This window comes from Pseudomonas sp. Pseu.R1 (assembly GCF_045764065.1).
Classification (GTDB): Bacteria; Pseudomonadota; Gammaproteobacteria; order Pseudomonadales; family Pseudomonadaceae; genus Aquipseudomonas.
Window position 1 is genome coordinate 44476 of record NZ_JBJGEE020000001.1, and the last position, 26718, is coordinate 71193.

At 60.5% G+C, this 26718-nt stretch carries 21 protein-coding genes and 1 pseudogene; 12 read left to right on the forward strand and 10 right to left on the reverse strand.

Translation table 11 applies throughout. The annotated features are described in order from the left end of the window. Positions 1 to 127: 127 nt before the first annotated feature. Both quiC and ACI5GA_RS00210 read left to right on the forward strand, forming a co-directional pair. On the forward strand, positions 128 to 2035 hold the full coding sequence (quiC, locus tag ACI5GA_RS00205) for a 3-dehydroshikimate dehydratase QuiC (protein ID WP_421421024.1): 1908 nt from the start codon (positions 128 to 130) through the stop codon (positions 2033 to 2035). Positions 2036 to 2125: 90 nt separating this feature from the next. Beyond that, a complete protein-coding gene (locus ACI5GA_RS00210) occupies positions 2126 to 2797 on the forward strand; it encodes a TetR/AcrR family transcriptional regulator (protein WP_404637819.1) in 672 nt (223 codons plus the stop codon). A gap of 38 nt (positions 2798 to 2835) precedes the next feature. On the opposite strand, the gene ACI5GA_RS00215 is transcribed toward ACI5GA_RS00210, so the two are convergent. Beyond that, complete coding sequence (locus ACI5GA_RS00215) at positions 2836 to 3693, reverse strand: shikimate dehydrogenase (RefSeq protein WP_404637821.1); 858 nt, start codon at positions 3691 to 3693, stop codon at positions 2836 to 2838. A gap of 243 nt (positions 3694 to 3936) precedes the next feature. Here ACI5GA_RS00215 and ACI5GA_RS00220 point away from each other — a divergent pair, with 243 nt between their 5' ends. From ACI5GA_RS00220 to ACI5GA_RS00235, 4 genes are all read left to right on the forward strand, one after another. Continuing rightward, a complete protein-coding gene (locus ACI5GA_RS00220) occupies positions 3937 to 5331 on the forward strand; it encodes an MFS transporter (RefSeq protein ID WP_421421027.1) in 1395 nt (464 codons plus the stop codon). A 200-nt stretch (positions 5332 to 5531) separates the two neighbouring features. After that, positions 5532 to 6299 (forward strand): 3-hydroxyacyl-CoA dehydrogenase, encoded by a 768-nt coding sequence (locus ACI5GA_RS00225; protein WP_404637825.1) that lies wholly within the window; start codon positions 5532 to 5534, stop codon positions 6297 to 6299. A gap of 29 nt (positions 6300 to 6328) precedes the next feature. Continuing rightward, positions 6329 to 7537, forward strand: a complete 1209-nt coding sequence (locus tag ACI5GA_RS00230) for an acetyl-CoA C-acyltransferase (protein ID WP_421421029.1) — start codon at positions 6329 to 6331, stop codon at positions 7535 to 7537. A 90-nt stretch (positions 7538 to 7627) separates the two neighbouring features. Continuing rightward, positions 7628 to 8401, forward strand: coding sequence for an enoyl-CoA hydratase (locus ACI5GA_RS00235; protein WP_404637829.1), 774 nt, complete (start codon positions 7628 to 7630; stop codon positions 8399 to 8401). Here ACI5GA_RS00235 and ACI5GA_RS00240 read toward each other — a convergent pair. Together ACI5GA_RS00240 and ACI5GA_RS00245 are read right to left on the reverse strand one after the other, a co-directional pair. Then, entirely contained in the window at positions 8388 to 9899 is a 1512-nt protein-coding gene (locus ACI5GA_RS00240; protein WP_421421031.1) for a type VI secretion system Vgr family protein, read from the reverse strand. The genes ACI5GA_RS00235 and ACI5GA_RS00240 overlap by 14 nt on opposite strands. A gap of 131 nt (positions 9900 to 10030) precedes the next feature. Further along, entirely contained in the window at positions 10031 to 10162 is a 132-nt protein-coding gene (locus ACI5GA_RS00245; protein WP_404637833.1) for a hypothetical protein, read from the reverse strand. A gap of 75 nt (positions 10163 to 10237) precedes the next feature. Between ACI5GA_RS00245 and ACI5GA_RS00250 the strand changes: the two genes are divergently transcribed. After that, positions 10238 to 10942, forward strand: coding sequence for a YebC/PmpR family DNA-binding transcriptional regulator (locus tag ACI5GA_RS00250; protein ID WP_421421033.1), 705 nt, complete (start codon positions 10238 to 10240; stop codon positions 10940 to 10942). A gap of 174 nt (positions 10943 to 11116) precedes the next feature. Here the strand turns inward: ACI5GA_RS00250 and ACI5GA_RS00255 are convergent. After that, positions 11117 to 12381, reverse strand: a pseudogene (locus tag ACI5GA_RS00255) (leucine-rich repeat-containing protein kinase family protein). 59 nt (positions 12382 to 12440) lie between these two features. After that, positions 12441 to 12989 (reverse strand): TetR/AcrR family transcriptional regulator, encoded by a 549-nt coding sequence (locus tag ACI5GA_RS00260; protein ID WP_404637839.1) that lies wholly within the window; start codon positions 12987 to 12989, stop codon positions 12441 to 12443. A gap of 179 nt (positions 12990 to 13168) precedes the next feature. Between ACI5GA_RS00260 and ACI5GA_RS00265 the strand changes: the two genes are divergently transcribed. From ACI5GA_RS00265 to ACI5GA_RS00275, 3 genes are all read left to right on the forward strand, one after another. Beyond that, on the forward strand, positions 13169 to 14302 hold the full coding sequence (locus ACI5GA_RS00265) for an MFS transporter (RefSeq protein ID WP_404638068.1): 1134 nt from the start codon (positions 13169 to 13171) through the stop codon (positions 14300 to 14302). Positions 14303 to 14450: 148 nt separating this feature from the next. Continuing rightward, positions 14451 to 16340 (forward strand): propionyl-CoA synthetase, encoded by a 1890-nt coding sequence (locus ACI5GA_RS00270; protein ID WP_421421034.1) that lies wholly within the window; start codon positions 14451 to 14453, stop codon positions 16338 to 16340. A gap of 110 nt (positions 16341 to 16450) precedes the next feature. Further along, on the forward strand, positions 16451 to 18046 hold the full coding sequence (locus ACI5GA_RS00275; RefSeq protein ID WP_421421036.1) for a lactate dehydrogenase: 1596 nt from the start codon (positions 16451 to 16453) through the stop codon (positions 18044 to 18046). Between the two features lie 42 nt (positions 18047 to 18088). Here the strand turns inward: ACI5GA_RS00275 and ACI5GA_RS00280 are convergent, their stop codons facing one another. The 5 genes from ACI5GA_RS00280 to ACI5GA_RS00300 all read right to left on the reverse strand — a co-directional run bounded on the left by ACI5GA_RS00280 (position 18089) and on the right by ACI5GA_RS00300 (position 23519). Further along, a complete protein-coding gene (locus ACI5GA_RS00280; protein WP_421421038.1) occupies positions 18089 to 18337 on the reverse strand; it encodes a DUF3203 family protein in 249 nt (82 codons plus the stop codon). A gap of 79 nt (positions 18338 to 18416) precedes the next feature. Continuing rightward, positions 18417 to 19061: an START domain-containing protein gene (locus tag ACI5GA_RS00285; RefSeq protein ID WP_421421040.1), complete on the reverse strand. Its 645-nt coding sequence runs from the start codon at positions 19059 to 19061 to the stop codon at positions 18417 to 18419. Positions 19062 to 19154: 93 nt separating this feature from the next. Next, entirely contained in the window at positions 19155 to 20102 is a 948-nt protein-coding gene (locus ACI5GA_RS00290) for an aliphatic sulfonate ABC transporter substrate-binding protein (RefSeq protein ID WP_421425418.1), read from the reverse strand. A gap of 438 nt (positions 20103 to 20540) precedes the next feature. Next, on the reverse strand, positions 20541 to 21272 hold the full coding sequence (locus ACI5GA_RS00295; RefSeq protein ID WP_421421042.1) for a class I SAM-dependent methyltransferase: 732 nt from the start codon (positions 21270 to 21272) through the stop codon (positions 20541 to 20543). 81 nt (positions 21273 to 21353) lie between these two features. Then, positions 21354 to 23519 carry a TonB-dependent receptor family protein gene (locus tag ACI5GA_RS00300; RefSeq protein WP_421421043.1) on the reverse strand — a complete coding sequence of 722 codons (2166 nt, stop codon included), beginning with the start codon at positions 23517 to 23519 and terminating at the stop codon, positions 21354 to 21356. Between the two features lie 723 nt (positions 23520 to 24242). Between ACI5GA_RS00300 and ACI5GA_RS00305 the strand changes: the two genes are divergently transcribed. Both ACI5GA_RS00305 and ACI5GA_RS00310 read left to right on the forward strand, forming a co-directional pair. After that, a complete protein-coding gene (locus ACI5GA_RS00305; protein ID WP_421421045.1) occupies positions 24243 to 25760 on the forward strand; it encodes an ABC transporter substrate-binding protein in 1518 nt (505 codons plus the stop codon). Further along, on the forward strand, positions 25757 to 26689 hold the full coding sequence (locus ACI5GA_RS00310; protein ID WP_404637855.1) for an ABC transporter permease: 933 nt from the start codon (positions 25757 to 25759) through the stop codon (positions 26687 to 26689). The genes ACI5GA_RS00305 and ACI5GA_RS00310 overlap by 4 nt, the downstream gene beginning before the upstream one ends. Positions 26690 to 26718: the final 29 nt, after the last annotated feature.

Genomic DNA, 26718 nt, shown 5'->3' on the forward strand with positions numbered 1-26718 from the left:
ACACAAAACTAACCAGTCCGTACATTTAAATTGCGATCGCAGAATACCGGGAGAATAATCGCTTTCACACCTGAACATCAGCCCAAGAACTGCTCGTCAGGTGCCTCTACCCAGGAGTCAGATGATCATGCAGCGCTCGATTGCCACCGTTTCCTTGAGCGGAACCCTGCCGGAAAAGCTCGAAGCCATTGCCGCCGCCGGTTTTGACGGCGTGGAAATTTTCGAAAACGACCTTCTTTATTACGACGGCAGCCCCCGCAACGTGCGGCAGATGTGCGCCGATCTGGGCATCGCCATCACCTTGTTTCAGCCGTTTCGGGACTTCGAGGGCTGCCGCCGTGACCGCCTGCAACGCAACGTCGACCGCGCCGAGCGCAAGTTCGATCTGATGCAGGAGCTGGGCACGGATCTGGTGCTGGTGTGCAGCAACACCGCCAGCGATTCGCTGGGCGACGAGAACATTCTGCGCGATGACCTGGCGCTGCTGGCCGAGCGGGCCGGTGCGCGCAAACTGCGGGTCGGTTACGAAGCGCTGGCCTGGGGACGTCATGTGAACACCTGGCAGCAGGTCTGGAATCTGGTGCGCCAGGTCGATCATCCGGCGCTGGGTGTTTTGCTGGACAGCTTCCACACGCTGTCGCTCAAGGGCGATCCCGGCGCGATTGCCGACATTCCCGGCGACAAAATCTTCTTCGTGCAAATGGCCGACGCGCCGATTCTGGCCATGGACGTGCTGGAGTGGAGCCGCCATTTCCGCTGCTTCCCCGGTCAGGGCGAATTCGATCTGCCAGGTTTTCTGGCGCCGATTCTGCGCAGTGGCTACACCGGCCCGCTGTCGCTGGAAATCTTCAACGACGGCTTCCGCGCCGCGCCGCCACGGGCCAACGCCGCCGATGGTTTGCGTTCGTTGCTGTATCTGGAGGAGAAAACCCGGGACCTGCTGGCTAAAGAGGCGCAACCCGTCGCCCGGGAATTGTTGTTCAGTCCGCCGCCAGCGAGCACTTACGATGGCGTCGAGTTTCTCGAATTTGCCGTGGACGATGCCCAAGGCGCGCGCCTCGGCGGCTGGTTGCAAGGCCTGGGGTTTGAAAAGCTCGGCCAACACCGTTCCAAGGCCGTGAGCCTGTTGGGGCAGGGCGACATCAAGATTGTGCTCAACGCTGAACCTTATTCGTTTGCCCACAGTTTTTTCGAATCCCATGGCCCGTCGTTGTGTGCCACGGCCTTGCGCGTCAACAGCGGCAGCGCCGCCCTGGAGCGTGCGCGGCAATACAAAGGTCAACCGTATCGCGGGCTGGTCGGTCCGAACGAGCGGGAAATCCCGGCGGTACGCGCTCCGGACGGCAGTCTGATCTATTTGGTGGAACCCGGCGCGCCGGGCCAGTCGATCTACGACAGCGATTTCAACATCACTGTTCAGACGCCGGTCAACGCCGGTCTCCAACGCATCGACCACATGGCCATGGCGTTGCCCGCCGACAGCCTCGACAGCTGGGTGCTGTTCTACAAAAGCCTGCTGGACTTCGAAGCCGACGACGAGGTGGTGCTGCCGGACCCGTACGGCCTGGTGAAAAGCCGTGCCCTGCGCAGCCGCTGCAGCACCGTTCGTTTGCCATTGAACATCTCGGAAAACCGCAACACGGCCATTTCCCACGCGCTGTCCAGCTATCGCGGCTCGGGTGTGCACCACATCGCCTTCTCCTGCGGCGACATTTTCGTGCAGGTCGCTCGGGCGAAAGAGGCCGGTGTGCGGCTGCTCGACATCCCCCTCAACTACTACGACGACCTGGCCGCGCGCTTCGACTTCGACGACGAATTCCTCAGCGAACTGGCCTATTACAACGTCCTGTATGACCGCGACGCCAACGGCGGCGAGCTGTTTCACGTCTACACCGAAGCGTTCGACGATCGGTTTTTCTTTGAAATCCTGCAACGCAAAAATGGCTATGTCGGGTACGGCGCAGCCAACGTGGCGGTTCGTCTAGCGGCGATGGCCAAGTCTCGCAGCGGGGCGTCGCGTCAGGCGCGGTTGTGAACCCGTTGATGGCATGCTGGCATATGCCGCTTCCGTAACGGAGCGGTGCGGCTCATAATCGCGCGATTCCACCGTGGTCGTGAGCCAAGTATGAAAACTGTCGACGACACCCTGCTCGATGCGCCCGTAGAGGCGCCACGCAAGGGCCGCAAGAACAATCCGGAGAAAACCCGCGACGGCATCCTTCAGGCAGCCGTCGCCGAGTTCGTCGCCCAGGGCCTGTCAGGCGCCCGGGTCGACGCCATCGCCGAACGTACGCAAACCTCCAAACGGATGATCTATTACTACTTCAACAGCAAGGAACAGCTGTATACCGAAGTGTTGGAGAAGCTTTACGGCGACATTCGCCACACCGAGAGCAGCCTGAAACTCGACGTGCTGGAACCGATGGAGGCCATTCGGCGTCTGGTCGAATTCACCTTCGATCACCATGACCGCAACGTTGATTTCGTGCGCATCGTCTGCATCGAAAACATCCATAACGGCGACAACGTCAAGCAGTCACCGACCATTCGCGCCTTGAGCCAGCACGTGTTGCTGGCGCTGGACGAAACCCTGCGCCGCGGGGAGAAAGAAGGGGTGTTTCGGTCGGGCGTGCAGGCGGTTGATCTGCACATGCTGATCAGCTCGTTCTGCTTCTATCGTGTGTCCAACCGCCACACGTTCTCGGAAATCTTCCAGATCGAGCTGGAAGACCCCGAGGTCAAGGCGCGGCAGAAGGCGATGGTGTGCGATTCGGTGACGCGGTATTTGATGCCGTAAGCGCCTTCTCCTACAGGTGGGGTGTTCGACAGCGTCTCTTAAAGCGAACTGAAAAAATCCTGCATCCGCTGCGCATCCGCCTGCCGCCCGGTAAACAATTCAAATGCCTTGACCGCCTGAAACACCGCCATGGTGCTGCCGTCCAGCGTGCGGCAGCCCAGGCGGCGGGCGTGGGCCAGCAGTTCGGTTTCCAACGGGAAGTAGATGATTTCGGCGACCCAATGTTCGGCCCGCAGCAATTGTGGCGGCAGCGGCGTACCGGGCAATTTGCTCATGCCCACCGGCGTGGTGTTCACCACACCATCGGCCACCGCCATCGCGCCGGGCAGATCCAGGCCGAACCGCGCACGTCCAGCACCGAAATGCGCGTTGAGGTTGTCCACCAGACTCTGCGCCCGAGCAGGGTCAACTTCAAAAATACTCAGTTGCTCGACACCCTCGCTCAGCAGCGCGTGAGCCACCGCCGCCCCGGCACCCCCGGCACCCAGTTGCACCACGCGCCCGCGCGCGACATCACCCAATCCACGGCGGAAGCCTTCGGCAAAGCCCAGGCAATCGGTGTTGTGCCCGATGCGTTTCCCATCCTTGAACACCACGGTATTGACCGCACCGATGCTGCGCGCCTCGTCGGACAGCCCATCGAGCAACGGAATGACCGCCTGCTTGCACGGAAACGTAATGTTCAGTCCGGTGAAGCCGCAGCTTTGGGCGCCATCGAGCAATTGGGGCAGGGCCGTGGTGTCGAGTTTCTGGGCGTCCAGATCGATGATCCGGTACAGGTAGCGCATGCCTTGGGCATCGCCTTCGTATTCATGAAGCGAAGGGGTTCGGGAAGCCTGAATGCCAGCACCGATGAGGCCGACAAGGATGGAGGGTTGAGGGATGGATGACGTCATGATGATGGGCTCTTGTAATGCGGCAGTCCTGAGTCGGCTGCCTTGTATGAGCAAAATGTACCAGATGGTTAATTAAGTAAAAGTATTGAACCACAGATCGTTTTCACAATGTGTTCGGTAATCGCCCTGTTCCTTTGTAATGACTATTGAGGTCATTCCGGTCTGCTCGACATGACGTGAAACCTATACTCTAGAGCCTGGTCACTGTTGGGGCGGCCTGTACCTCGAACAAGGAACCCGTTGATGTCGCAACGCCAATCGACGCTGATCGCTTTGCTGGTCGCCGTCACCTTCTTCATGGAAAACCTCGATGCCACGGTGATCGCCACCGCCCTGCCGGAAATGGCCAAAACCTTTGGTGCGGCGGCTGTCGATCTGAACATAGGCATGAGCGCTTATATGCTAGCCATTGCGGCGTTCATCCCCATCAGTGGCTGGCTGGCGGACCGTCTGGGTTCGCGGCTGGTGTTTGGTGGTGCGATCGTGTTGTTTACGGTGTCATCGTTATTGTGCGGGATCAGCACCGGCCTTGATGCGTTTGTCGCGGCGCGTGTTCTCCAAGGCATCAGCGGCGCGATGATGGTGCCGGTGGGAAGGCTGGCCGTGATGCGAGCCACAGAAAAGAAGGACCTGGTACGGGCCATTTCGTTGATCACCTGGCCGGGACTGGTCGCACCGGTCCTCGGGCCGCCATTGGGTGGGTTCATCGTCACTCACGCGTCGTGGCCGTGGATTTTCTACCTCAATTTGCCCCTGGGTGTGCTGGCGTTAATCGCGACCTGGGTATTGATTCCGCGCCGCAATGACGTCACTCAGCGGGCGTTTGACTTCATCGGTTTCGTGTTGGTGGGCGTGGCCTGCATGGCGATTCTGTACGGCATGGAAATGTTGGGGCAGGGGCACGCCAGTCAGTGGCCGGGGTTGCTCGTCACGGGCGTAGGCTTGATCAGCGGTGCGTTGGCCTGGGCGCACATGCGCAAACGCAACGATCCGTTGATGAATGTCGCGGTGATTGGCATCCGCACCTTCAGTGTCAGCTTGCTGGGCGGCTCGCTGTTTCGTATTGCCATCAGCACTTTGCCATTTCTGTTGCCATTGATGTTTCAACTGGGGTTCGGATTGTCGGCATTTGACGCGGGCTTGCTGGTGCTGGGCGTGTTCGCGGGCAATCTGGCGATGAAGCCCTTCACCAGCGCGGTCATGGAACGCTGGGGGTTTCGTGCCGTATTGATGGGCAATGGCCTGATTGGCGTCCTGGCGATTGCGGCCTGTGCGTTGCTCAACGAGCGGATGGGTTGGCCGTTGATCCTGCTGATCCTGTTTGTCGGCGGCCTGTCGCGCTCGATGCAGTTCACGGCCTTCAACACGTTGGGCTTCGCGGATGTGCCAAAGCCGCAGATGAGTGATGCGTCGACGATGTTCAGCATGTTCTTTCAACTGAGCATGGGGCTGGGTGTGGCCATCGCGGCTCTGCTGTTGCGGGGGTCGATGTTTTTGCACGGCAATCAGGGGCAGGCGCAGACGGCGGATTTTCAGTTGACCTTTGTCTGGGTGGCGCTGATTGCCTTGTTGGCGTTACTGGATAACCGGCGACTGTCGGCGCAATCGGGGGAGGCGGTGTTGCAACGTAAGGCCTAATGGCCGAGTCACAGACTCCCTGCAACAGTACGATTTGTCGACAGCAGCGATTTTGTGGGCCCCATCATCGAGGCCGCGCTGTTACAAGGGGCAATGGCTAAAACAGCCACCCCTGATGCACGCTTTGACTATTGCCCATCCCGGCCACAGGGCGGAGTATTTCCTCACTCAAACAAGAACAGTGTAAGGAACACACAGTCATGCAGATCGAAGGCAAGGTATTTCTGGTCAGTGGTGGCGCCTCCGGGCTGGGAGCGGCGACCGCGCAGATGCTGATCGAGGCGGGGGCCAGAGTGTTGCTCGTCGACGTCAACGCCCAAGCGCTCCACGCGCAGGTTCAGACGCTGGGCGCCAATGCCCGCGCCAGTGTCACCGACATCACGAATGAAGACGCGGCCAAAGCGGCGGTCGACAGCGCGCTGGCCGCTTTCGGACAGATCAACGGCCTGGTCAACTGCGCAGGCATTGTCGGCGCCGAAAAGATCGTGGGCAAGGAGGGGCCCCACGGGCTGGACAGTTTCAGTCGGGTCATCAACGTCAACCTGATCGGCAGTTTCAACCTGTTGCGCCTGACCGCCGCCGCCATTGCAGAAGGTGCTGTCGATGAAGGTGGCGAGCGCGGTGTGATCATCAATACGGCCTCCGTGGCGGCGTTCGACGGTCAGATTGGCCAGGCGGCCTATGCAGCGTCCAAAGGCGCGATTGCCAGCCTGACCCTGCCTGCGGCTCGCGAATTGGCGCGGTTCGGCATCCGGGTCATGACCATTGCCCCGGGCATCTTCGAAACCCCGATGATGGCGGGCATGACCCCGCAAGTGCGCGAAAGTCTGTCCGCTGGAGTGCCGTTTCCACCTCGACTGGGCAAACCGGACGAATACGCCGCGCTAGTGCGCCATATCATCGAAAACAGCATGCTCAACGGTGAGGTGATCCGCCTCGACGGTGCGTTGCGCATGGCTGCCCGCTAATCGAGTCTGTCAAACGAGGAGGTTCCATCATGTCGTTGAACCCACGTCAGCCTTTGAATGAAGACCCGGTGGTGATCGTCAGCGCCGTGCGCACACCCATGGGCGGCTTTCAGGGCGACCTGAAAAGCCTGACCGCGCCAGAGCTGGGGGCCTTCGCCATTCGCGCCGCCGTGGAGCGAGCAGGCCTGGCGTCCCGTGACGTCGAGCAGGTGCTGTTCGGCTGCGTTTTGTCTGCCGGGCTGGGCCAGGCGCCTGCGCGCCAGGCCGCACTGGGCGCAGGCTTGAGCAACGCCACGCAATGTACAACGCTCAACAAAATGTGTGGCTCGGGCATGCAGGCGGCGATCATGGCCCACGACCTGTTGTTGGCAGGCAGCGCCGAGGTGGTGGTCGCGGGGGGCATGGAAAGTATGTCCAACGCCCCGTATTTGCTGGGGAAGGCCCGTAGCGGCTATCGTATGGGCCATGGTCAGATCATTGACCACATGTTCTTCGACGGGCTGGAAGATGCTTACGAACGGGGCCGCCTGATGGGCACGTTTGCCGAAGAGTGTGCGTCGTTCGAAAGCTTCAGCCGCGAGGCGCAGGATGCGTTCGCCGTAGCGTCATTGACTCGTGCGCAGGATGCGATGAAAGCAGGCCGCTTCGACGCCGAGATCGTTCCGCTACAGGTCACGGTGGGCAAGGAGCAGAAAACCGTCAGCCAGGACGAACAACCGCCCAGGGCGACGCTGGACAAGATCCCTCAACTCAAACCTGCCTTCCGTCAAGGCGGGACTGTGACGGCGGCCAACGCCAGTTCGATCTCCGACGGCGCTGCGGCCTTGACCCTGATGCGCCAATCCGAAGCCGAGAAACGAGGCCTCAAACCGCTGGCGGCGATTCGGGGGCACGCAGGCTATGCCAATCAGCCAGGACTCTTTCCGACAGCGCCGATCGGGGCGATTGAAAAGCTCATGGCCAAGACCGGTTGGTCGGTGGACGACGTGGACCTGTTCGAGATCAATGAGGCGTTCGCGGTGGTGGCGCTGGTGACCATGAGCAAACTCGGACTGCCCCATGAAAAAGTCAACGTCAATGGCGGTGCGTGTGCGCTCGGTCATCCTATTGGTGCGTCGGGGGCACGGATTCTGGTCACGCTACTGTCTGCGCTCAAACAGCGTGGATCGAAGCGTGGTGTGGCTGCCATTTGCATTGGCGGCGGTGAGGCGACGGCCATGGCCGTTGAGGTTATTTAGCGTTATAAATCAATTGGTTATGCGTGACAGTTCAAGCTGCATGATGTGATTTCTTGAATTCGAATACATACATATAAGGTATATCTATCAATGAGTTACGCGACAATTCTAAAAGAAATAAAAGGTCGAGTGGCGTTGCTCACGCTCAACCGGCCTGAAGCCCTCAATGCCTTGAATTCGCAACTGATCAGCGAACTCAATCACGCACTGGATGCGTTGGAACGGGACACCGAGATTGGCTGCATCGTCCTGACCGGCTCCGCCAAGGCGTTCGCGGCGGGTGCGGACATCAAGGAAATGGCGGAGCTGACATACCCGCAGATTTACCTGGATGACCTGTTCAGCGATAGCGACCGCGTTGCCAATCGTCGCAAGCCGATCATTGCGGCGGTGTCGGGATTTGCGTTGGGCGGGGGCTGTGAACTGGCGCTGATGTGCGATTTCATTCTGGCGGCCGACAACGCGAAATTCGGCCAGCCCGAAATCAATCTCGGCGTTTTGCCGGGCATGGGCGGCACCCAGCGCTTGACTCGCGCCGTTGGCAAGGCCAAAGCCATGGACATGTGCCTGACCGGGCGCATGATCGATGCCGTGGAGGCCGAACGCTCGGGCCTCGTCGCCCGCATCGTGCCGCAGGAACAGTTGCTCGAAGAGGCACTGAAGGTCGCTCAAGGCATCGCAGCCAAATCGCTGCCAGTGGCCATGATGGTCAAGGAAAGCGTCAACCGTGCTTTCGAAGTCAGCCTCTCGGAAGGCATTCGCTTCGAGCGCCGGGTGTTTCATGCCGCTTTCGCCAGCGACGATCAGAAAGAGGGCATGGCAGCGTTCATCGAAAAGCGCGAACCTTCGTTCAAGCATCGTTGACGGCAGCTTGCGGAAGGTAATGCACGCCATCTTCAGTGATGCTGAGGGTGGCATGCGCGCCCTTGAGCAATAGCGGGCTTTGGCTGTCGATGCACAGGCTTTTGGCTGTATCGCGCGGGACCGGGGTGTCATTGTCAGGTTCGTTGTCGAGCGTACCGACGACCACGGGTTGCTCAGGATCTCCCTCGAAAAAGCCGATTTTCAGTCTCGTGCCCTCCTGGTGGGGCATCAGGCCCGTGACGGTACGCACCAGGCACCCCGGCGAGGTCTCGTCGGTCTCCCAGTCAAAGCGAACGGGGATGCGACCGGAACGGTCAGCAGGGCCTGAGAGCCGCGTCGCGTACTCCTCGTCGAGCAGCACCGGTTTGAGGTGAGCGAGCGTCGGACGAAATGGCAGGGTCCACGGGATGACCTGGAATTGATTGTCGTAGTGCGCCAGAGGAGGCTTGCCGCCCTTGGCGTCCGGGGCCAGTAAACGCGAAACACCGTTTCCGCCAGTGTCCCGAAACGCCATCGCCTGAAGAATATGGACCACGTCGCAAGAGGCGCAGCCCCGCAAGGGCGCCAACTCCCAGGCCGTGTGGGAAACATCGGTCAGCAGCCAATGATCGTTGAACTGTGGTTCGGGATGATCGTCGACACGGATGACCAGCCCGCCACGCAGCCATGGTTGGGCGCTGTTCCCTTTGATATCACGGCGTTCGCAGCGCAGCCGTTCCAGTGTGCGGCTGCGAATCTGCTGGAGGCGGCCTGGCGGGAGAGTCTCGCCGTAAGGCGCCCAGAAAGGCTGGTTGTCAGCCTCTGAGGCCGATGACGACCAGGACGATAGCGGCACGTAATGCTCGCCAGCGTGACTGCTGTAGCAGTTGCGGGCTGACAGTCGCTCGGCCAGGTGCGCCATCCCGGCGGCGGCTGGCCACTCGGGAAAAGTCATCGGATCGTCGGAGAACACCAGGGTGTGGCCGCGAGGTGAGTGTTCGAAGCGATAGCTGATCCCTTCTTCTTCGCAGAGCCTGTCGAGAAAGTGCAGGTCATGCTCGTCGTATTGCAGGCACTGCTCGCGAGGCGGGTAGACGCCGACGACGTGGTCGAACCGAACCGTGCAGCCTGGCATGTCGTGGCCCTGGAGCACGCGCTCGATGATTTCGATCACGTTCAGGTCGCGGAACACACGACGGCGTGTCGGGTTTGCCAATCGTTGCAGCGAAGGCATCAGCGTGAGGCGGTACAGGCTCAGGTCCTGCCCTTGATAGAGGTGGCGCAGCTCATGGATCTGGCCATGCAGGCCGTGAACGTCTTCTGCCTGGTTGCTGATTTGCAGGTATGCACTCCGGTGCAGCAAGGAGGCGTCCGTCAGTCTGGCTTCGGTGCTCACCAGATCGACTTCAAAGCGAAATGGCGCATTCAGACGGTCATGGCCGCTGACTCCGACGACCTGAAGGTCGTATGAGCTGTCGGCAATGGCCAACGTCAAAGTCACGTGCGAGTTGTCGTGCATCTGCTGAGTCACCCTGAAAATTCGAGGTGCAGAGGGTACGGAAAGCGATCGGGTAAAAGGTTAAGTTCCAGATTTTCGGAAATTGCCTACGACGTTGGTCCTTTTATCCTGCGTCTCGTGTCGGCAATTGCTCAGCAACTTATCGCCAGCCGTTTGATCGGTGGCAGCATGTCAGGGGTTTCATCTGGCGTCATCGCGTATAAAATGCGCCGGGCGCGATGGTTCTGCCATGGCGCGTCGATATCGATCACCTTTTTCAGCATTCATCGTCCGCGGCCTGGCACGCCATGTCAGACAACAGCGCGACGGTCAATCGCCATCGGAACAAGAGAGCACTCATGGGCGCACAGTGGAAGGTCAAACACAAAGAAGCAGCAGCCAACGCCAAGGGCAAGATTTTCGGCAAGCTGTCCAAGGAAATCATGATTGCTGCCCGCGCCGGAGCCGATCCGGACATGAACTCCCGCCTGCGCCTGGTGGTTGAGCAGGCTAAAAAGGCCTCGATGCCTCGCGAAACCCTGGAGCGTGCGATCAAGAAAGGCGCCGGTCTGTTGGGAGATCAGGTTCAGTTCACGAGTGTGACCTACGAAGGTTTTGCGCCGCATCAGGTGCCTTTGATCGTCGAGTGCCTCACGGATAACGTGAACCGCACCGTTGCCGAAATCCGCGTGTTGTTCCGCAAGGGGCAATTGGGTGCGTCAGGTTCGGTGTCGTGGGACTTCGATCATCTGGGGATGATTGAAGCGGTTGCGGCCAATGCTGATGTCGATCCGGACGAAGCTGCTATCGAGGCGGGCGCTCAGGATGTCGAGGCGGGTGACGACGGGGTGACCCTGTTCTACACCGAGACCACCGATCTGGATGCGGTGTGCAAGGCGCTGCCGGAGCAGGGCTTTACCGTTGAGTCGGCGAAGATCGGCTACCGGCCGAAGAACCCGGTTTCGGGTCTGAGCGATGAGCAGATGGCCGAAGTCGAGGCGTTCCTGGAGGCCATCGACAGCCACGATGACGTACAGAACGTGTATGTAGGCCTGGCAGGTTAAACAGAAAATCCGCTTTCGCTTTTGCTCTAGCTTTTGTTCTTCATCCAGGATGGCCCAGTCACCGCGGAACGCTTGCGTTCAGCCTGCACGCAAGTCGCGTTCGGTGGCGTCTGAGATATCGCGTACGAAGAGCAAGAGCAAAATCAAAGGCGACGGCGACCGTTTGCGGGTGTCTTAAATCGTCAGGGCTGGCGTTATCTCGGCAAACAACGGTCGAGCATTGATCTCTCGCTGTGTGCAGCGCTGCTGCAAGTCCCGCAGCGGGGCGGTCTGTTCTTCTGTTGCATCGCAACACGCCAGCAATTCCCCCAGTAGAATCCCGAACGCCCGCACTTCGATGCGTTCAAGCTGCAAGCCGGTGTCGATACCCGGGTAAAAGGCTGCCGCACCAAAATCCCCTAACAGACTTTCTCCGGACTCAGCCCAGAGCACGTTGTGTGCGTACAGGTCGCCGTGGTTGATGCCCCGTGCGTGTAAATGGTGGCACGCCGACGCGATACCCAGCGCCATGCGCTGCACGGTGGAGAGGCTCAGCCGCGTACCGTTGTAAACGTCGCGGGTGCAGGACTCAAGGCTAGGCGGCCGGGCGAGGGTCACGAAGCGCGCAGAAATCAACTGCATCACCAGCCCTCGGGCATGCTGCGGATGGCCGAACACCTGGCCCTCGACCGGGATCAGGTTCGGGTGCTGACCCGCTGCAATGCAGGCGGCCATTTCGTTCAATGGTGTGCCATCGCTGGTCAGCTCGCCTTTATACAGCTTGACCGCGACGTCCTGGACATCGCCCTCATCGTTGCGCCAGTCGGCACGCTGAATCACCCCGGACGCGCCTTCGCCCAACACCTCGTGCAGCGTCAGTTGCGACCATGGGATCCGCCGGATCGAGGCTTCGGTGTGAATGTCTGTCAGCGGGTTGCCGGAAAATGCCAGCCACGCCAGAGAAGGCATTTGAAGCAACCATGAAGGCAACTCCCGGAAACGGTTGGAAGCGATACGCACCAACTCCAGTCGATCACAAGCGGCCAGGGATGCCGGAAGGCTGTGCAACCGATTACCCGAGAGCATGATTTTTTGCAGGTCTTGCAATTGCCCCAGTTCATCCGGCAGCGACTCGATACAGTTGTCGGTCAGCACCAGCGAACGCAAGCGAGGCGGGAGCGCGCGGGCAGGCACCTCGACAATCCGGCAGGCCTTGAAGCCCACGAAGAACAATTGCTCGCATTGGCCCAGCGCGTCGGGGAGCCGGGTAAACGGATTGTTGGAGCAGAACAGGATTTTAAGGTGGGTGAGGCGATGCAGGTCAGCGGGCAGGTCAGTCAGCCGATTGCCGGTGAGGTTCAGTATTTCCAGTGAGTCACTGAGGCTGAAGATTTCCTCGGGAAACGTGGTGAGGTCGCAACCGCCAGCTTACCGGCGCGCAGATCTGCAAGAGTGTGCATAAAGGGCAAGCCCCAGAGTCCATTGGCCCGCCATCATAACGATTTGGCGGGCGTTGCGCTTAACCCAGACAGCGATCCAGCAATTGGTGCATGCGTTGCAGGGTCGGTGCCGATTCGGCGTAGAGAATGCGGTAAACCATGGGGGCAACGACGGCGTCGATCAGTTCGTCAGCAGAGGGGCTGCGTTCGCCACGGGCTTGCGCACGGTCGATGATGATCTGCAACTGGTCTCGAACCATGTTCAGGCATTTGCCCGAACACAGGGTCGCGCTGCTGGCCACCACGTCGCGCATCATTTCGCGGCCGGGGGCGGAGTTGGTTTCTTCCAGGTACACCTCGACCCACGTGCGCAAATCTTCGCGCAGGTTGCCGCAGTCCACCGGTTCGTCCGGGCGCAGACGCTCGACGGCAGCGTCGGCCAGCAACGAGGTCAGGTCACCCCAGCGGCGGTAAATGGTGGATGGGGTGACGCCTGCGCGCGCCGCGATCATCGGCACGCTGAGCGCGGAACGCTCCTGTTCCTGAAGCAGATCGCGTACGGCGGCGTGGATCGATGTCTGCACCCGGGCGCTGCGCCCTCCGGTACGGATGCCTTCTTTGATAGCCATGGGGGCGGACCTTAACACAAAGTATTTGCTTTAAGAGGTTTCTGCTCGCACACTCTTTAACGCAACTTCATAGCTTTTGTGGCGTGCTTTTTCGGGAGAGTTTACGCGTGTCTGATTATTTGCAGAACCCGCCAGTCGATGGTCGGGGGCGAGGTCATCTGGTTTATCTCGCGTTCGTGATGCTGTGCTTCTTTGCCGCCTCCAGCGCGCCCACGCCGCTTTACCATGTTTACCAGCAGGCGTGGGGGTTTTCTTCGGCGCTGTTGACGCTGATTTTTGCGGTATATGCCCTGAGCTTGCTGGCAACGCTGCTGGTGTTCGGTTCGCTGTCGGATTATCTGGGACGACGACCGGTGATCTGCGTGGCGCTGATCCTGGAAATCCTCTCGCTGCTGTTGTTCATCAGCGCCACTGACGTGAGCTGGCTGATCGCTGCCCGCATCTTGCAGGGCATTGCGACCGGCATTGCCACCAGCGCGTTGGGTGCCGCGATGCTCGACACCTCTCAGACCCAAGGGCCGCTGATCAACAGCATTGCACCCATGTTCGGCATGGCGTTGGGTGCACTGGGTACCAGTGCGCTGGTTCAGTATGCGCCGCTGCCGACGAAATTGGCCTACGGCCTGCTGCTGGCCGCGTTCGCAGGTCAGTTGCTGTATCTGGCGTGGGTTCAGGAAACCGTGTCGCCGCAGCCAGGCGTGCTGAAAACCCTGAAGCCTGCGCTTTATGTGCCTCAGCGTGCGCGTGCGACGCTGATGCTGGTATTGCCTGCCGACATCGCGGCATGGGCGCTGGGTGGATTCTTTCTGTCGCTGGCGCCTTCGCTGCTGGCGGCGGCCACCGGGTCGACCTCGGTGCTCAACGGCGGGCTGGCAGTGGCCGCGTTGACCATCAGCGGCGCCATTTCCATCATGAACCTGCGTTTGCGGGCGCCACGGCTGGCGTTGCTGGTCGGGTGCAGTTTTCTTGCGGCGGGGGTGTCGGTGGTATTGCTGGCGGTCGATCTAGGCTGGCTCTGGTTATTCTTTGTCGGCGCGGTGGTGGCAGGCGTGGGGTTCGGCGCCAGTTTTCTCGGCGCGCTGCGGCTGTTGCTGCCGTTGGCACACGCCCACGAGCGTGCGGGGCTGATGTCGACGTTCCTCGTGCTCAGTTACCTGGCGTTCTGTGTGCCGTCGCTGATCGCGGGCCTGGCGGTGAAGACGGAAGGCTTGATCGTCACGACCAATGTCTATGGGGCGGTGGTGGTCGTGCTGGCGTTGCTGGCGCTGGGTGGCCTGCTGCTGCGTCGTCGCGAAGAGGCCACGGCGGTTTGATTCGAGGACGTTTGACCGGGCCTTTCGTTAAGTCTTGTTCAACACAGAATGTCTGCCGGTACCATCCTCCGGACGCTCGAGTCTGCGCCGTCTGCTAACGTCATGGCTGTGCTTTGGCCCTCATAACAATAATCACAGGGATCCACGGATGAATAACCGAAACAACGGACACTACGCCCGGCACTACGCGCAATCCATCGCCGAGCCGGAGGTGTACTGGGCGCAACAGGCGCTTCAGGTGGACTGGTATCGCCCGCCGCAGCAAACCTTGCAAACCCTGCCCGACGGAACCCATCGCTGGTTTGCCGACGGTCAGCTCAATACGTGCCACTTGGCGCTGGACCTTCAAATCGAACAGGGCCGGGGTGATCAGTGGGCGTTGATCTACGATTCACCCGTGACGGATCAGCAGGCCTGTTTCACTTTCAATCAATTGCGTGACGAGGTCGCACGCCTGGCCGGGCTGCTGCGCCAACTGGGTGTGGAAAAGGGCGACGGTGTCATCATTTACATGCCGATGATTCCGCAGGCCGCCATGGCCATGCTGGCCTGCGCGCGGATCGGCGCCGTGCACTCGGTGGTGTTCGGCGGCTTTGCGCCTCATGAACTGGCGATTCGCATTGACGACCTCAAGCCGAAGCTCTTGCTCACGGCCTCCTGTGGTCTGGAGTTTGACCGGGTCATTCCTTACAAACCGCTGGTTGACAAGGCGCTGGAGCTGGCACGGTTCAATCCTCGGCGGGTGCTGGTGTGGCAACGTCCGCAGTCCCTCGCGTTGCTGCAAGAGGGGCGTGATCTGGACTGGGCGCAGGCGCTGCACGGGGTGGGGCCGGTCGACCCTGTTCCGGTATCGAGCCTGGACCCGCTGTACATTCTTTACACTTCCGGCACCACGGGCAAACCCAAAGGCATCGTGCGTGAAAACGGCGGTCATGCCGTGGCGATGCGTTACACCATGAACCAAGTGTACGGGATGCAGGCGGGGGATGTGTGGTGGGGCATCTCCGACGTCGGCTGGGTGGTCGGGCACACGTTGATTGTCTACGGCCCGTTGATGGCGGGATGCACGACGATTTTCTACGAGGGCAAACCCGTGCGCACCCCGGACGCCGGGGCTTACTGGCGGGTGGTCGAGCAGTATGGGGTCAACGCGCTGTTTTGTGCGCCCACCGCGATACGCGCGATCCGCAAAGAAGACCCGCAAGGCCGGTTACTCAAGGGGCGGGACCTGGGTTCGCTGCGTCGGGTGTTTCTGGCGGGGGAAAAACTCGACTCCAGCACCCATGAGTGGCTGCAGCAGCTCACCGCAAAGCCGGTGCTCGATCACTGGTGGCAGACGGAGACGGGCTGGCCGGTGACCGCACCGTGCCTTGGTCTGGAGGGGCATGAACCGGCACCTGGATCGAGCAATCGTGCGGTGCCGGGTTATGCCGTTCAGGTGCTGGATGACGAAGGGCGACGATTGCCCCCCGGCGAGCAGGGCGCGATCGTCATTGCCTTGCCGCTGCCCCCCGGTTGCAGCCAGACGTTGTGGGGCGATCACGAGCGCTACCTCAGCGCTTATTTGCAGGCGTTTGCGGGCTATTACAACACAGGCGATGGCGGTTTCATTGATGACAGCGGCTTTGTGCACATCATGGGGCGCACTGACGACGTGATCAACGTGTCGGGCCATCGGCTGTCTACGGGCGAAATGGAGGATCTGACCGGACAACACCCGGCGGTTGCAGAAAGCGCGGTGATTGGCGTGCACGACGACATCAAGGGCCAGGTGCCGTTGGCGTTGGTGGTGCTCAAGGACGGCGTGGAGCAGGGGGCGGAGGTGGTTTCTCGGGAATTGATCGCCCACATGCGTGAGCGAATCGGCGCGTTGGCTTGTTTCAATCGCGTGGTGGTGGTCAAGCGGCTGCCCAAGACCCGGTCAGGCAAAACCTTGCGTGCCGTGTTGCGCAAGATTGCCGACGGGGAGGCTTACACGATTCCCGCCACCATTGATGATCCGCTGATTCTGGAGGAGATCGCCAACGCCTTGCGTTAAGTCTTCGCGCCGAAGGAGTGTGTCGGCCCCGATACATTTCTTCAAGTTGTCGTAGTGGCTGCCGACACAGCAGGCAGGACACTACCGATCCATTGGAGCATGGAGCCACCATGACCGCGATTTCTTCTGTATCAGCCGTGCAACCGTTGGTGCTCACCAGCGTGGCCGCGACCCCGGCTGTCAACACGTCGACGCAGGCCTCGACGAGTGCGACTTCGCCGTCGTCCGTGGTCACGCTGGGCCAGACCACCAGCGTTGCCGATGCGCAGACCTACACCTCCCGTGGCGTCATCAACGCCCCTGACGTCGCACCGGCATGGGAATACACCCCGCAAGACAAGGTTTCGCTAGTGATGCAGGGCAATTTCAGCACCCTGTCCGGCGTCAGCCGTTTTCAAGGCCTGGGGGCCTCGCTGATCACTCAACTGGCGCAAACCGGCAAGGGCGTCTCCCAGTCGATGATCAGTTCCACGAGCGGTTCTGCGCTGGAACCCGCCGCCCTCGCAGCCGCGCAGAAAAAACTGCACAGCGACGCGGCGGACAACAGCATCAGCCTGACCCTCAAAACCGCCAGCGGCAAAACCGTGCAACTGACGCTGACCAGCACCGACAAAGGCCTGGCGGTGCAGGCGGACGTCAACGGCGGCAAATTGAGCGATGACGAACTGCTGGCCTTGGGCAAAATGGCGGATGGTTTTCAATCGGCCATCGACGGTCTGTCCGCCAAACCGCCACAGCTCAAACTCGATGCGTTGACCCGGTTCGACAGCAAGGTGTTTTCCTCGGTCGACCTCAACACGCATTTGAAACTGGACGATGGCAGTCTGCAGACCCTGGAATTCCAAGCCGACGAGACTCAACGCAGCGTGCGCATGAGCGGCGCTTCCGGTGATTTGAATCTGAGTGTGGACCTGAAAAAAAGCGCGATCATCGGCAACAGCGATCAGCAGGCCAAAGCGCTGAACAGCTACCTGAACCAGATTGAGGCGGCACGCAAGCGCGGCGACGGTGACCCGCAATTGCTGTCGATGTTCCAGGACGCCTTTAAATCCTTGCATAGCCATTACCCCGGCAGTCGCGAGTCGACCGCGCCTCAGACCGTCAACTCCATCGCCCTGACCGACACCGATCACGCACTGCTCAGCGGTCTGGCGGATTTCAGCGCATCGGTCACTGAAAAAACCTCGGCGGGTAACCCGGCGCGGCCCAATGAACTGGACAGCTTCGCCTACGACCTGTCGCAGAAAACCGAAACCAAGGGTCGCGATCAACTCAACCGCACACTCGTTCAGGACCAGCAGTCCCATCTGGTGGCCACCTATCACAAGCCACTGGCCGCCGGTCAGAAGCTGGAACTGAGCAAAGACCCGGCCTCGCAGAACTACCTGTATTACGAGGTCAACGACTCGGCCAGCAGCAAGACCACCATCGGCTATAACAAAGGCGAACTGGTGCAGGCGTCCGTTACCCAGTCGGCCAGCCAGTCCACACGGGTGTCGAAATACGTAATGGGGCGGCTGGAAGACGAAACGCTGACACCGACGACGTCCACTAAAACCCAGAACCTGCTCGGCGTGCTGCAGCAAGCGCTACAGCAGGATAAAGAAGCCAGACAGGGGCGCGGCGCCTCGTTGTTGAAAGACACCCTGGCGGGCATCCAGGACAAGGTTCTGCTTCAGGCGGACCCATCGCTGCTCAAAGGTTGAGGTCCGGGACGTGGGGCGGCGCGGGTTGCCCCACCCATCACGCTAAATGACAGGCGAATCCTCGCCCGGCTCGACGCCGATGGTGTGATGGCGCATGTCTTTGGCCCTGTACACCGTCAGCGCATCGGCTTCGGGTTCGGTAATGGGCACTTTCTGCCCGTCAATTTGCGCTTCGGACATGTGCGTGGCGTCGTTGGTGGTGATGACCACATCGACGATTGCGCTGCGGTAGACAGCGCCGTCCACTACGGCCGAGCAATGCTCGTGGCTGGCATCGAATTGCAGAGGCATGGTCGTACTCCTTTTCAGGCGTGTGAACGTACGACTGCCAGGCGGGTTGGGGGGTTGCTGATTTCCGACGACGGGTGCCTCAAGGTTTGCCGACGCCATCGTCCAGTTCCGCCGAGTGCCCGCCCTGGCGCTCGGCAACCGCGCGCAATGTTCTGAGCGTCACCATCGGTGCGTCGATCACGAAACGGTTGGCCAGCCACGACGGAATGTCTCCGGCCGGTTCGGCCTGCAACTGGTACGTCACTTCGGTTTCCCGTTCTCCTTGGGGCACCATCTGCCAGATGCCCTCCAGTTGCTCCACGCGAATCAGCCCCGGCACCACCGGTTCCATGCCGTTGACCGCACTCAAACGCCGCAGCACGCCGCCGTCGTCAGTCTGTTCGGTCTGCACTTTCAGAACCATGTCGCGGGTGTTGGCGGGCCAGGGAAGAGCGGTGGTCAGGTAGACGAACGTGCTGTCGCCATCGACTTTCAGCAAGCGCATGTCCGCGCAGGCGTACAACCAGTTGCAAGCGATAGTCAGGTTTTCCTGTAGGCGACTGAGCGTGGACACGTCGGCCTTGATTCTCGCCACCCCCCGGAAACTCTGGTATTGCGAGCCGACGCGCTGGCTCAGGTAGACCCTGATGCCATCTTCGTCTTTGGCCAGGGTCCATTCTTCAGCGAAGGCGGGACCGAAGTGAGTGGCCAGCAGCAGGGCGCACACGACGGGCAGTGTTCTCATCAAGGGGCTCCAGGGCTGCACGTGGGGGCGCGACAGTTCAGAGCATAGGTGAGTTTGCCTGCTGCTACGACGGGAGATCGTCGGTAGTGTCTGTTACGGTTTCCAGATTCCCACGTCGCTGGCATCCACCGCTTTGGGCAACAGGCCCGCGGCGAAGAACGCATCGGCAATTTTCTGTTGCTCGCCCAGGTTTCCTGCCTGCACCGGTTCGACGTGATAACTGCGATGCTCATTGGCCGCTTCGACGGTTTGTGTATCAAGGTTGCCCCACAGCGGCCCCAGCACCTGGGCGGCGTCTTTCGGGTTCTTTTTGACCCATTGGCCTGCTTCCTGAAGCTGCTGGTACACGCGTTTGAGTACATCCGGGTGAGTATCAGCGTAAGCCGTGCTGGTCAGGTAATAGCGCTTGTAGCTGGCCAGGCCGGAGCCATCGGTCAGGGTTCGGGTCGGCAATTGACGTTGCACGCTGGTCAGGAAAGGTTCCCAGGTCACCCACGCGTCGACCTTGCCGTTCTCGAAGGCAGCGCGCCCGTCGGCGGGCGTGAGGTAGGCGGGCTGGATGTCGGCGAAGCTCAAACCGGCCTTGTTCAGCGCCGCTATCAGCAAGTAATGGGTGCCTGCGGCCTTGGTCACGGCGATCTTCTTGCCTTTCAGGTCGGACAACTGTCGGATCGGCGAGTCTTTGGCGACGACGATGGCTTGGGCGCTCGGGGACGCTGATTCCTCCGCAAAATAGGTGAGCTTCGCTTGAGCCGCCTGGGCAAAGATGGGCACCGTGTCGGCCACATCCGCGCTGATATCGACGTTGCCAATATTCAGCGCCTCCAGAAGTGGCAGTCCACTGGGGAACTCATGCCAACTGATGTCGATATTGTCTTTGGCGAGCGCTTGCTCCAGCGTGCCCTGGGCTTTGAGCAGGGTGATCAATGTCGACGACTTCTGATAGCCGATACGCACGGTTTCTCGCGCTTGAGCGGGCAACGCGAGTGTGCACGCTAACGCAATGGCGAGGCTTGCGAACACGGGGCAACGGAGTGTCATTCTGAGGCGGATAGCGGGAAAGTTCATGATGGACTCGTGATCGAAAAAGTGGGATGGCGTTGAGCTATCGATCTTAGAGTTCTAAAAAATATTATTTAAATATCGTGTGGCTATTAGCTTATGCGGGTAGACAGTGAGCCTTTGTTGCCCGAATCCACGCATCGCGAATGAATTCGCTCCCACAGATACCGCGTTCGCTACTGAGACTGTATGGACCGCCCCACACCGTAGCAGCATGGCTTGCCTGCGGTGGCGTTCGTGAAATCGCTGCGCCGCCCGGCCGGATTTCTACTGGAGATTTGCGTGTGTCCCCTTGCCGTTAGCTCTTGCTCTTCATGCGCAACAGTTCAGCCTGCACGCAAGTCGCGTTCGGCGGTGTCTGGACCAGCGCGTGGGGAGAGCAAAATCAACGCGAATTTTGAGCCTGTGGGAGCGAATTCATTCGCGACTGGCCGCGACGATCAACATCATGGGTCGGTGGATTTCATCGGCCAGCATTGGACGATCTCGCAGGTCTTGCGCCGAAGGCCCCCATTCGTTGACGTGATCGAGGCGCAAGCCGCTGGCGATCAGCAGGTTCAACAGTGTGCCCAACGTACGGTGTTGCTTGATCACGCCCTCGGCCAGCCAGTTCGTGCGGCGTGGGCCTTCGACCTGGTAGTGATCCACTGGCCAGAAACGACGGCCCTGATCGTCGATGACCCAGTCAGCGCTCAGCGAGGCCATGAAGATCGGGTGTTCAATCGAAAACACCAGTCGCCCGCCGGGCTCGAGGGCCGTGTGGATCGTACGCAACACACGGGGCAGGTCGACGATGTAGTGAAAGGCCAGCGAACTGTAGGCGAGGGTAACGCTCGCAGGCGGCAGTTCAAGGTGTTCCAGATCGGCCCGTCGAAAGGTGATACGCGAATCTTCGCCATCGCGTGCAGCCCGTTGCAGCATCTTTTCCGAGACATCGAGCGCGAGTACGTGGCGTGCGCCTTGCTCGACGGCCCACCGAGCGAACCAGCCATAACCGCACCCCAGGTCCACGACGTTTTGTCCGTTCATGTCTGGCAAAAGGGCGCGCAGGGCGGGCCACTCGGGGGCTCCGGCCAGGCCCTCCACTGATCGGGGTAGCTGGCTGTAGCCTTCGAAAAACTCGGGGGTGTCGTAAATGTTTTGAGTCACTGGGTGGCCCTCTTGTCGCAAACCATTGTCCATGAATGACAGACAGGGCCATTGCGGCCCTGTTGTCGACGGTTTGGCTTCCTAGTAGCGGAACTCTACACCGACGTACGCGCCGATGCCGTCGCCGGGGTACAGTGACGCGGTGTCCTGGCCGTTGGCGTTGTAGATCGGTTGCACGGCGGTGACGTACTTCTTGTTCGCCAGGTTTTTCAGGTCCAGCGAAACCTTCCAGTCCTTCTTCGGCGTTTCGTAGCCCACGTTGGCGCCAAAGATCGTGTAGGAGGGCGCGTAGAATGTGTTGGCGTAATCCACGGCGGTGCGCGACACCGACTGCACGTTGACACCGGTATAGAAGCCTTGCGGATGCTGATACTGCACTTCGCCCTGATAGATGTGTTTCGGAATACCCGGCAACTGGTTGTCGCCGAACGTCGGGTCGTGGCGGTAGTAGAAATCGTTGTAGGTGTAGACCTGACGCAAGGTGACTTTCTCGCCGGATGCGTTCTCCCACAGACGGGTATTCAGCCCGGCTTCGATGCCTTGGTGGATGGTCGGGGTCGCGTTGAAGGCACCGGTGACCGCTGCGGTGGTGGCCGTCGGTGCGACGATCTGCACGTTCAACAGTTCATCACGCACCCACGAGCGATAAAGCGCCAGGCTGCCGTCGAAAATACCGGCTGAGCCCTTGACCCCGAACTCCACGGTGTTTGCTTTCTGCTCCACCAATGGCCTGACGTACGGCGTGGTCGGCCCTGAGCCCGAATATTCCCAGGAGGCAGGCGGATCGATGGAGCGGCTGACGTTGGCGAACACCTGCAACTGCGGCGTGAACTCATAGCGCACGCCGATCCGTGGCGCCAGGCTCCAGTTGTCGTACGTCACGTCCGTCGGGTAGGTCGTGGTGTTGGCTTGCAGGGCCTCTTTGACATCGGCATGGCGGCGCACGTTGATGGCCGACAGCCCGCTGGTCAGCCAAAGTCCGTCCACCAGTTCCAGATCGTTGCCGAACGAGAATACGTGATCGAACGAGGAGCCGTAGTCCACGAACTTGCGGGTCTGTTTGTTGGCGAAAGTGGAGTTGACCTCACCCTTCAAGTGCTCGGTGGAGGTAAACGCCAGGTTGGTGCGGCTTTCGTGGCCGAACAGCTTGTCGGTGCGGTCGTAACCCAGCACGAAACTCAAATCGTGCCAGTCCCAGTAGCTCGGGTTGGCCGGGCTGTTCGGGCTGTTGTTGTGAGCATACTCGTAGTAGGAAACGCCCACGGACAACCGCGAATCATCGTCGAAGGTGTAGGTGGTCTTGCTGCCTGCCCAGACGCTGCCTGGTCGCCGACTGCCCGCTCCACTGGTGGCCGCAGTGGCGCTGGCGTCGCGGGTGTGGTGCTTGACCGCATCAAGGGTCGTGGGGCTTGGGTCGTTATGGTACTCGTCGCGGTAACGCAGCATGAACTGAGTTTCCAGTTTCGGGCTGAATGTGTAGCCGAAGTTGGCGACGATGCCCTGGCTCTTCGACAGGCTGTAATCGCGATAGCCGTCGCTGCGGTAGTTGTCGGCATTGAGGTAGTAATCGAAATCACCCTCGACACCACCGACGCTGACGCTCTGTTTCTGATAGCCGTAACTGCCTGCCTCGGCCCGTACGCGTAAGCCCGGTGCGGTGTAGCCGGTCTGGTTGACGAAGTTGACCGCGCCGCCGAGGGTCAACGCACCGTATTGAAAGGCGTTGGCGCCGCGCAGAATCTCGGTGTAGTTCACCCCCGAGGCGTTGAGGAACTCATAAGGCGTGCCGCCGGGGCCGGTGATTGGCAGGCCATTGAACAGGAATTTGATGCCCTCGCGAAAGTAGCCGGGCGAGGTGTTGGCCCCTGAACCACGAATGGAAATCTTCGCTGCATCGTTACCGCCCGTGGATTGCACGAAGACCCCCGGTTGATAGGCCAGCGTGTCCTGCAACGTGGCCGTCCGGCCCTTGGCGACCTGCTCGCTGTCGACCACGCTGGTGCCGCCCGGCACTTCGTCCAACTGACTTTTCGCCACTTCCACCGGCGTGACTTTCTGCGCCTGTACGGTCACGGTCTTGAGCCGTGGCACGTTGGCTTGTGAGGTGTCGGATGCTGTCGCCGCGTCGTCGGCCCGAGCGGCTCCGGTGCACAGCAAGACAGACCCCAATCCCACACTCGTCAACCATGTTGCCCGGCGAATGGCCTGCGGCAATTTTTGCAACTCTCCCCGAAACGCTAAATGCATCGTGTGTTTCCTTAATGAATAGATAAATAAATGCCAGCTTTCTATTCGTATAGTCATGCTTGTTATGCATTCAGCAGATTTTGTGCCAACGCTAGTTGGGGTGCGACAGCTGTTTATATGGGGATTCTTCCTTGCGCCGTGCGTGATGTTGCACTTAGTTTTGAGTCGCTGTCTGAAATTCAACAGTTGTTTTATTGTGCGCACGGGTGAGTGTTGTGGAGGGCGTTGTCGAAAAATCAACACTTAATGAGCAGTCTGTCAGGGTGGGAACAAAAGGGGGCAGTGATCGGGTTATAAGCATAGACAGTGTTGCAAGCCCCGTCGGGCGTGTCGCCCGCTGGGCGTGCGCCGCGGAAGAGGTCTTGAGTGCAGGCGTGGTGCCCGGCCCGTCGGGCAACGAGCGGCTGGGTCGGTTAAATACGCGATACATAAATAAGGTCTTTCAAAAAGTTCGAGGTGGCGATGGCATGCTCGCTGCATAGTCCTCATTGGTGTTGTTCGCATGTGTCGCGAGTGAGTTATTTCAAGGGAACTTCTTTGACGTCCTTATTCAAACTTTCAACTGTGTTGTCGCTGGTCATGGTGCTCTGTGCCTGTTCACCTGCCACTTCACCGGAACCGGGCGCTCCTCATGCTGACGGTACAGTAAGCAATGGAGTTATTTCCTATGCGCCGTCGGACTTTCATGAATCATCACCTGGTCGTCAAGGCGGCACCTTGCGCGTGTCGGCGGCATCGGACGCTGGCAGTTTCGACATCCACGCCTTGTCCAACGGCAACATGCAGTGGATGGGGCGCATTCTGTTCGACTGTCTCGTCTATCAGGATGAGCAAGGCAACATCAGTCCATGGCTAGCGAAATCCTGGGACATTTCCGAGGACGGCAAGACCTACACCTTTCATCTGCGCGATGACGTGACCTTCAGCGACGGCGAAAAATTCGACGCCGCCGCGCTGCAAACCAACCTTGAGCACATGCGCGACCCGGCGACCAAGTCGCCGCTGGCCGCCGCCTACATCGCGCCGTATCTGGATGGCCGGGTGGTGGACGCGTACACCTTCGAAGCCCATTTGCGCGAACCCTACACGCCCTTTCTCGATGTGTTGGCCCAGTCCTGGTTGGGCATGGTCTCGCCGAAACAGATTCGTGAGGCGCCGAAAACCATCGCCGAACACCCGGTCGGCAGCGGCCCGTTTCTATTGCAAAGCTACACCCGCGATCAGGGCGCAGTGTTCGTCCGGCGTCCCGGTTACCACTGGGCGCCGCCCGTGACGCGGCATGTGGGCGAGGCGTATCTGGACCGTATTGAGCTGAGCTACGTGCCAGAAGCGATGATTCGCTTCACCGCGCTGGAGTCCGGGCAGTCCGATTTCGCGTTGGATGCCCCGGCGCAGAACGCGGCGGCGATTCGCGCCAACCCGAATCTGGTGATGCGCAGTCGGATTCGCAAAGGCAATCCCAGCCGCAGCATGACGTTCAACGTCGAGCAGGCGCCGTTCGATGACGTGCGCGTACGCAAGGCAGTGGCCAAGGCGATAGACCGTGACGGTCTGGCGTGGATTTCCGGCTTTGGCGAGTTCATCAGCAAGCCCGACTTTCTCGCGGCCAATACCCGGTTCTATCAGCCGAACAGTGACGCGCTGGCTTATGACGTGAAGGCTGCAAATGCATTGCTCGATCAGGCGGGCTGGACCGAACGCGACGCCCAAGGCTATCGCATCCGCGACGGCCAGCGACTCAAAGCGACGCTGTTGACCTACGACAACCCGGCGTTCCCGGCCAGTGTCTCGGTGGCGATTCAGGCGGACCTGAAGAAAGTCGGCTTTGACATGCCCATCGAGATGCTGCCCCTCACGCGGGTCACCGAGCGTCGTTACGCCGGGAAATTCCAGGCGCTGGCCGCGGGTTATTGGCACACCAATACGCCGGACGGCCTGTTCGTGCTCTACCACAGCCAGTCCATCAGCACGCCGAAACTGATCGGCCAGAACGCCGGAAGGTTTCGCGACGCCGAGCTTGATCGGGTGCTCAGTGCCGCACGCCGCTCCCGAGACCCGGTGGAGTTGAAGGCGCTGTATGCCGAGGCCCAAAAGCGCCTGACCGAGACCGTGCCCGCGGTGCCGTCGGTGGAAAGTCAGGTGCTGACGGCCTACAGCACGCAGGTGAAAGGAGTGATTTTCGACACCTCCCACAACGTTCCATTCTTCACCAGCCTCTGGCTGGACCGGGGGCAGCCATGAGCGCGGTCAAACACATTGCCGGGCGATTGCTGGCGGGCATCGGCGTGCTGTGGGGCGCGGCGACCCTGACGTTTTTGGCCGTCAACTTCAGCGGCGGCGACACCGCACTGGCCATCCTCGGTGGCCCGGACGCGTTGCCCACGCCCGAATTACTCGCGCGAGTGCGCGCCGAATACGGCCTCGACCAGCCACTGATCGTGCAATACGGGCATTACCTTGAGCGGCTGGCCCATGGCGATCTGGGTGAGTCTTATCGTCTGCGTATTCCCGTGTCGCAGGCGATTCGCGAACAGCTCGGCGCCACCGTCCAGTTGTCCCTCAGCGCGGCGCTGCTGGCCGTCGTGCTGGCGCTGGTCTGCGCCATCCTCACGGCCAACCGTTCGCGCTGGGTGCGTTCGCTGGCCTCGGGCAGCGAACTGGTGATTTCTTCGGCGCCGTCCTTCGTGATCGGGATTCTGCTGTTGCTCGCGTTCTCCTTTCACTGGCACTGGCTGCCGCCTTCGGGCTCGGTGGGCTGGCGCTCGTTGATTCTGCCCTCGGTGGCGCTGGCATTGCCGGTCGCAGCCGTGTTGACGCAACTGCTGCGTCAGTCGCTGGAAGACACCCTCGAACAACCCTTCATCGCCATGGCCCGCGCCAAAGGACTGTCGGAAACCGCCGTGCGGTTACGTCATGCCTTGCGTCATGCGCTGGTGCCGCTGGTGACCCTGGCCGGATTCATCTTTGCCAGCCTGCTGGGCGGCGCCGTGGTGATCGAACTGTTGTTCGCGCGTCAGGGCATCGGTCGTCTGATGCTCGACGCCACCAGTAACAAAGACGTGCCGATGGTGCTGGGCGTGACCCTGCTGGCGGCCACCGTTTATGTGGTGGTCAACCTCGCCGTCGACCTGGTCAACCGCTGGATCGACCCGCGTTCGGCCCACGCCTGATGGCCATGAACGTCAACGATCACGAATAA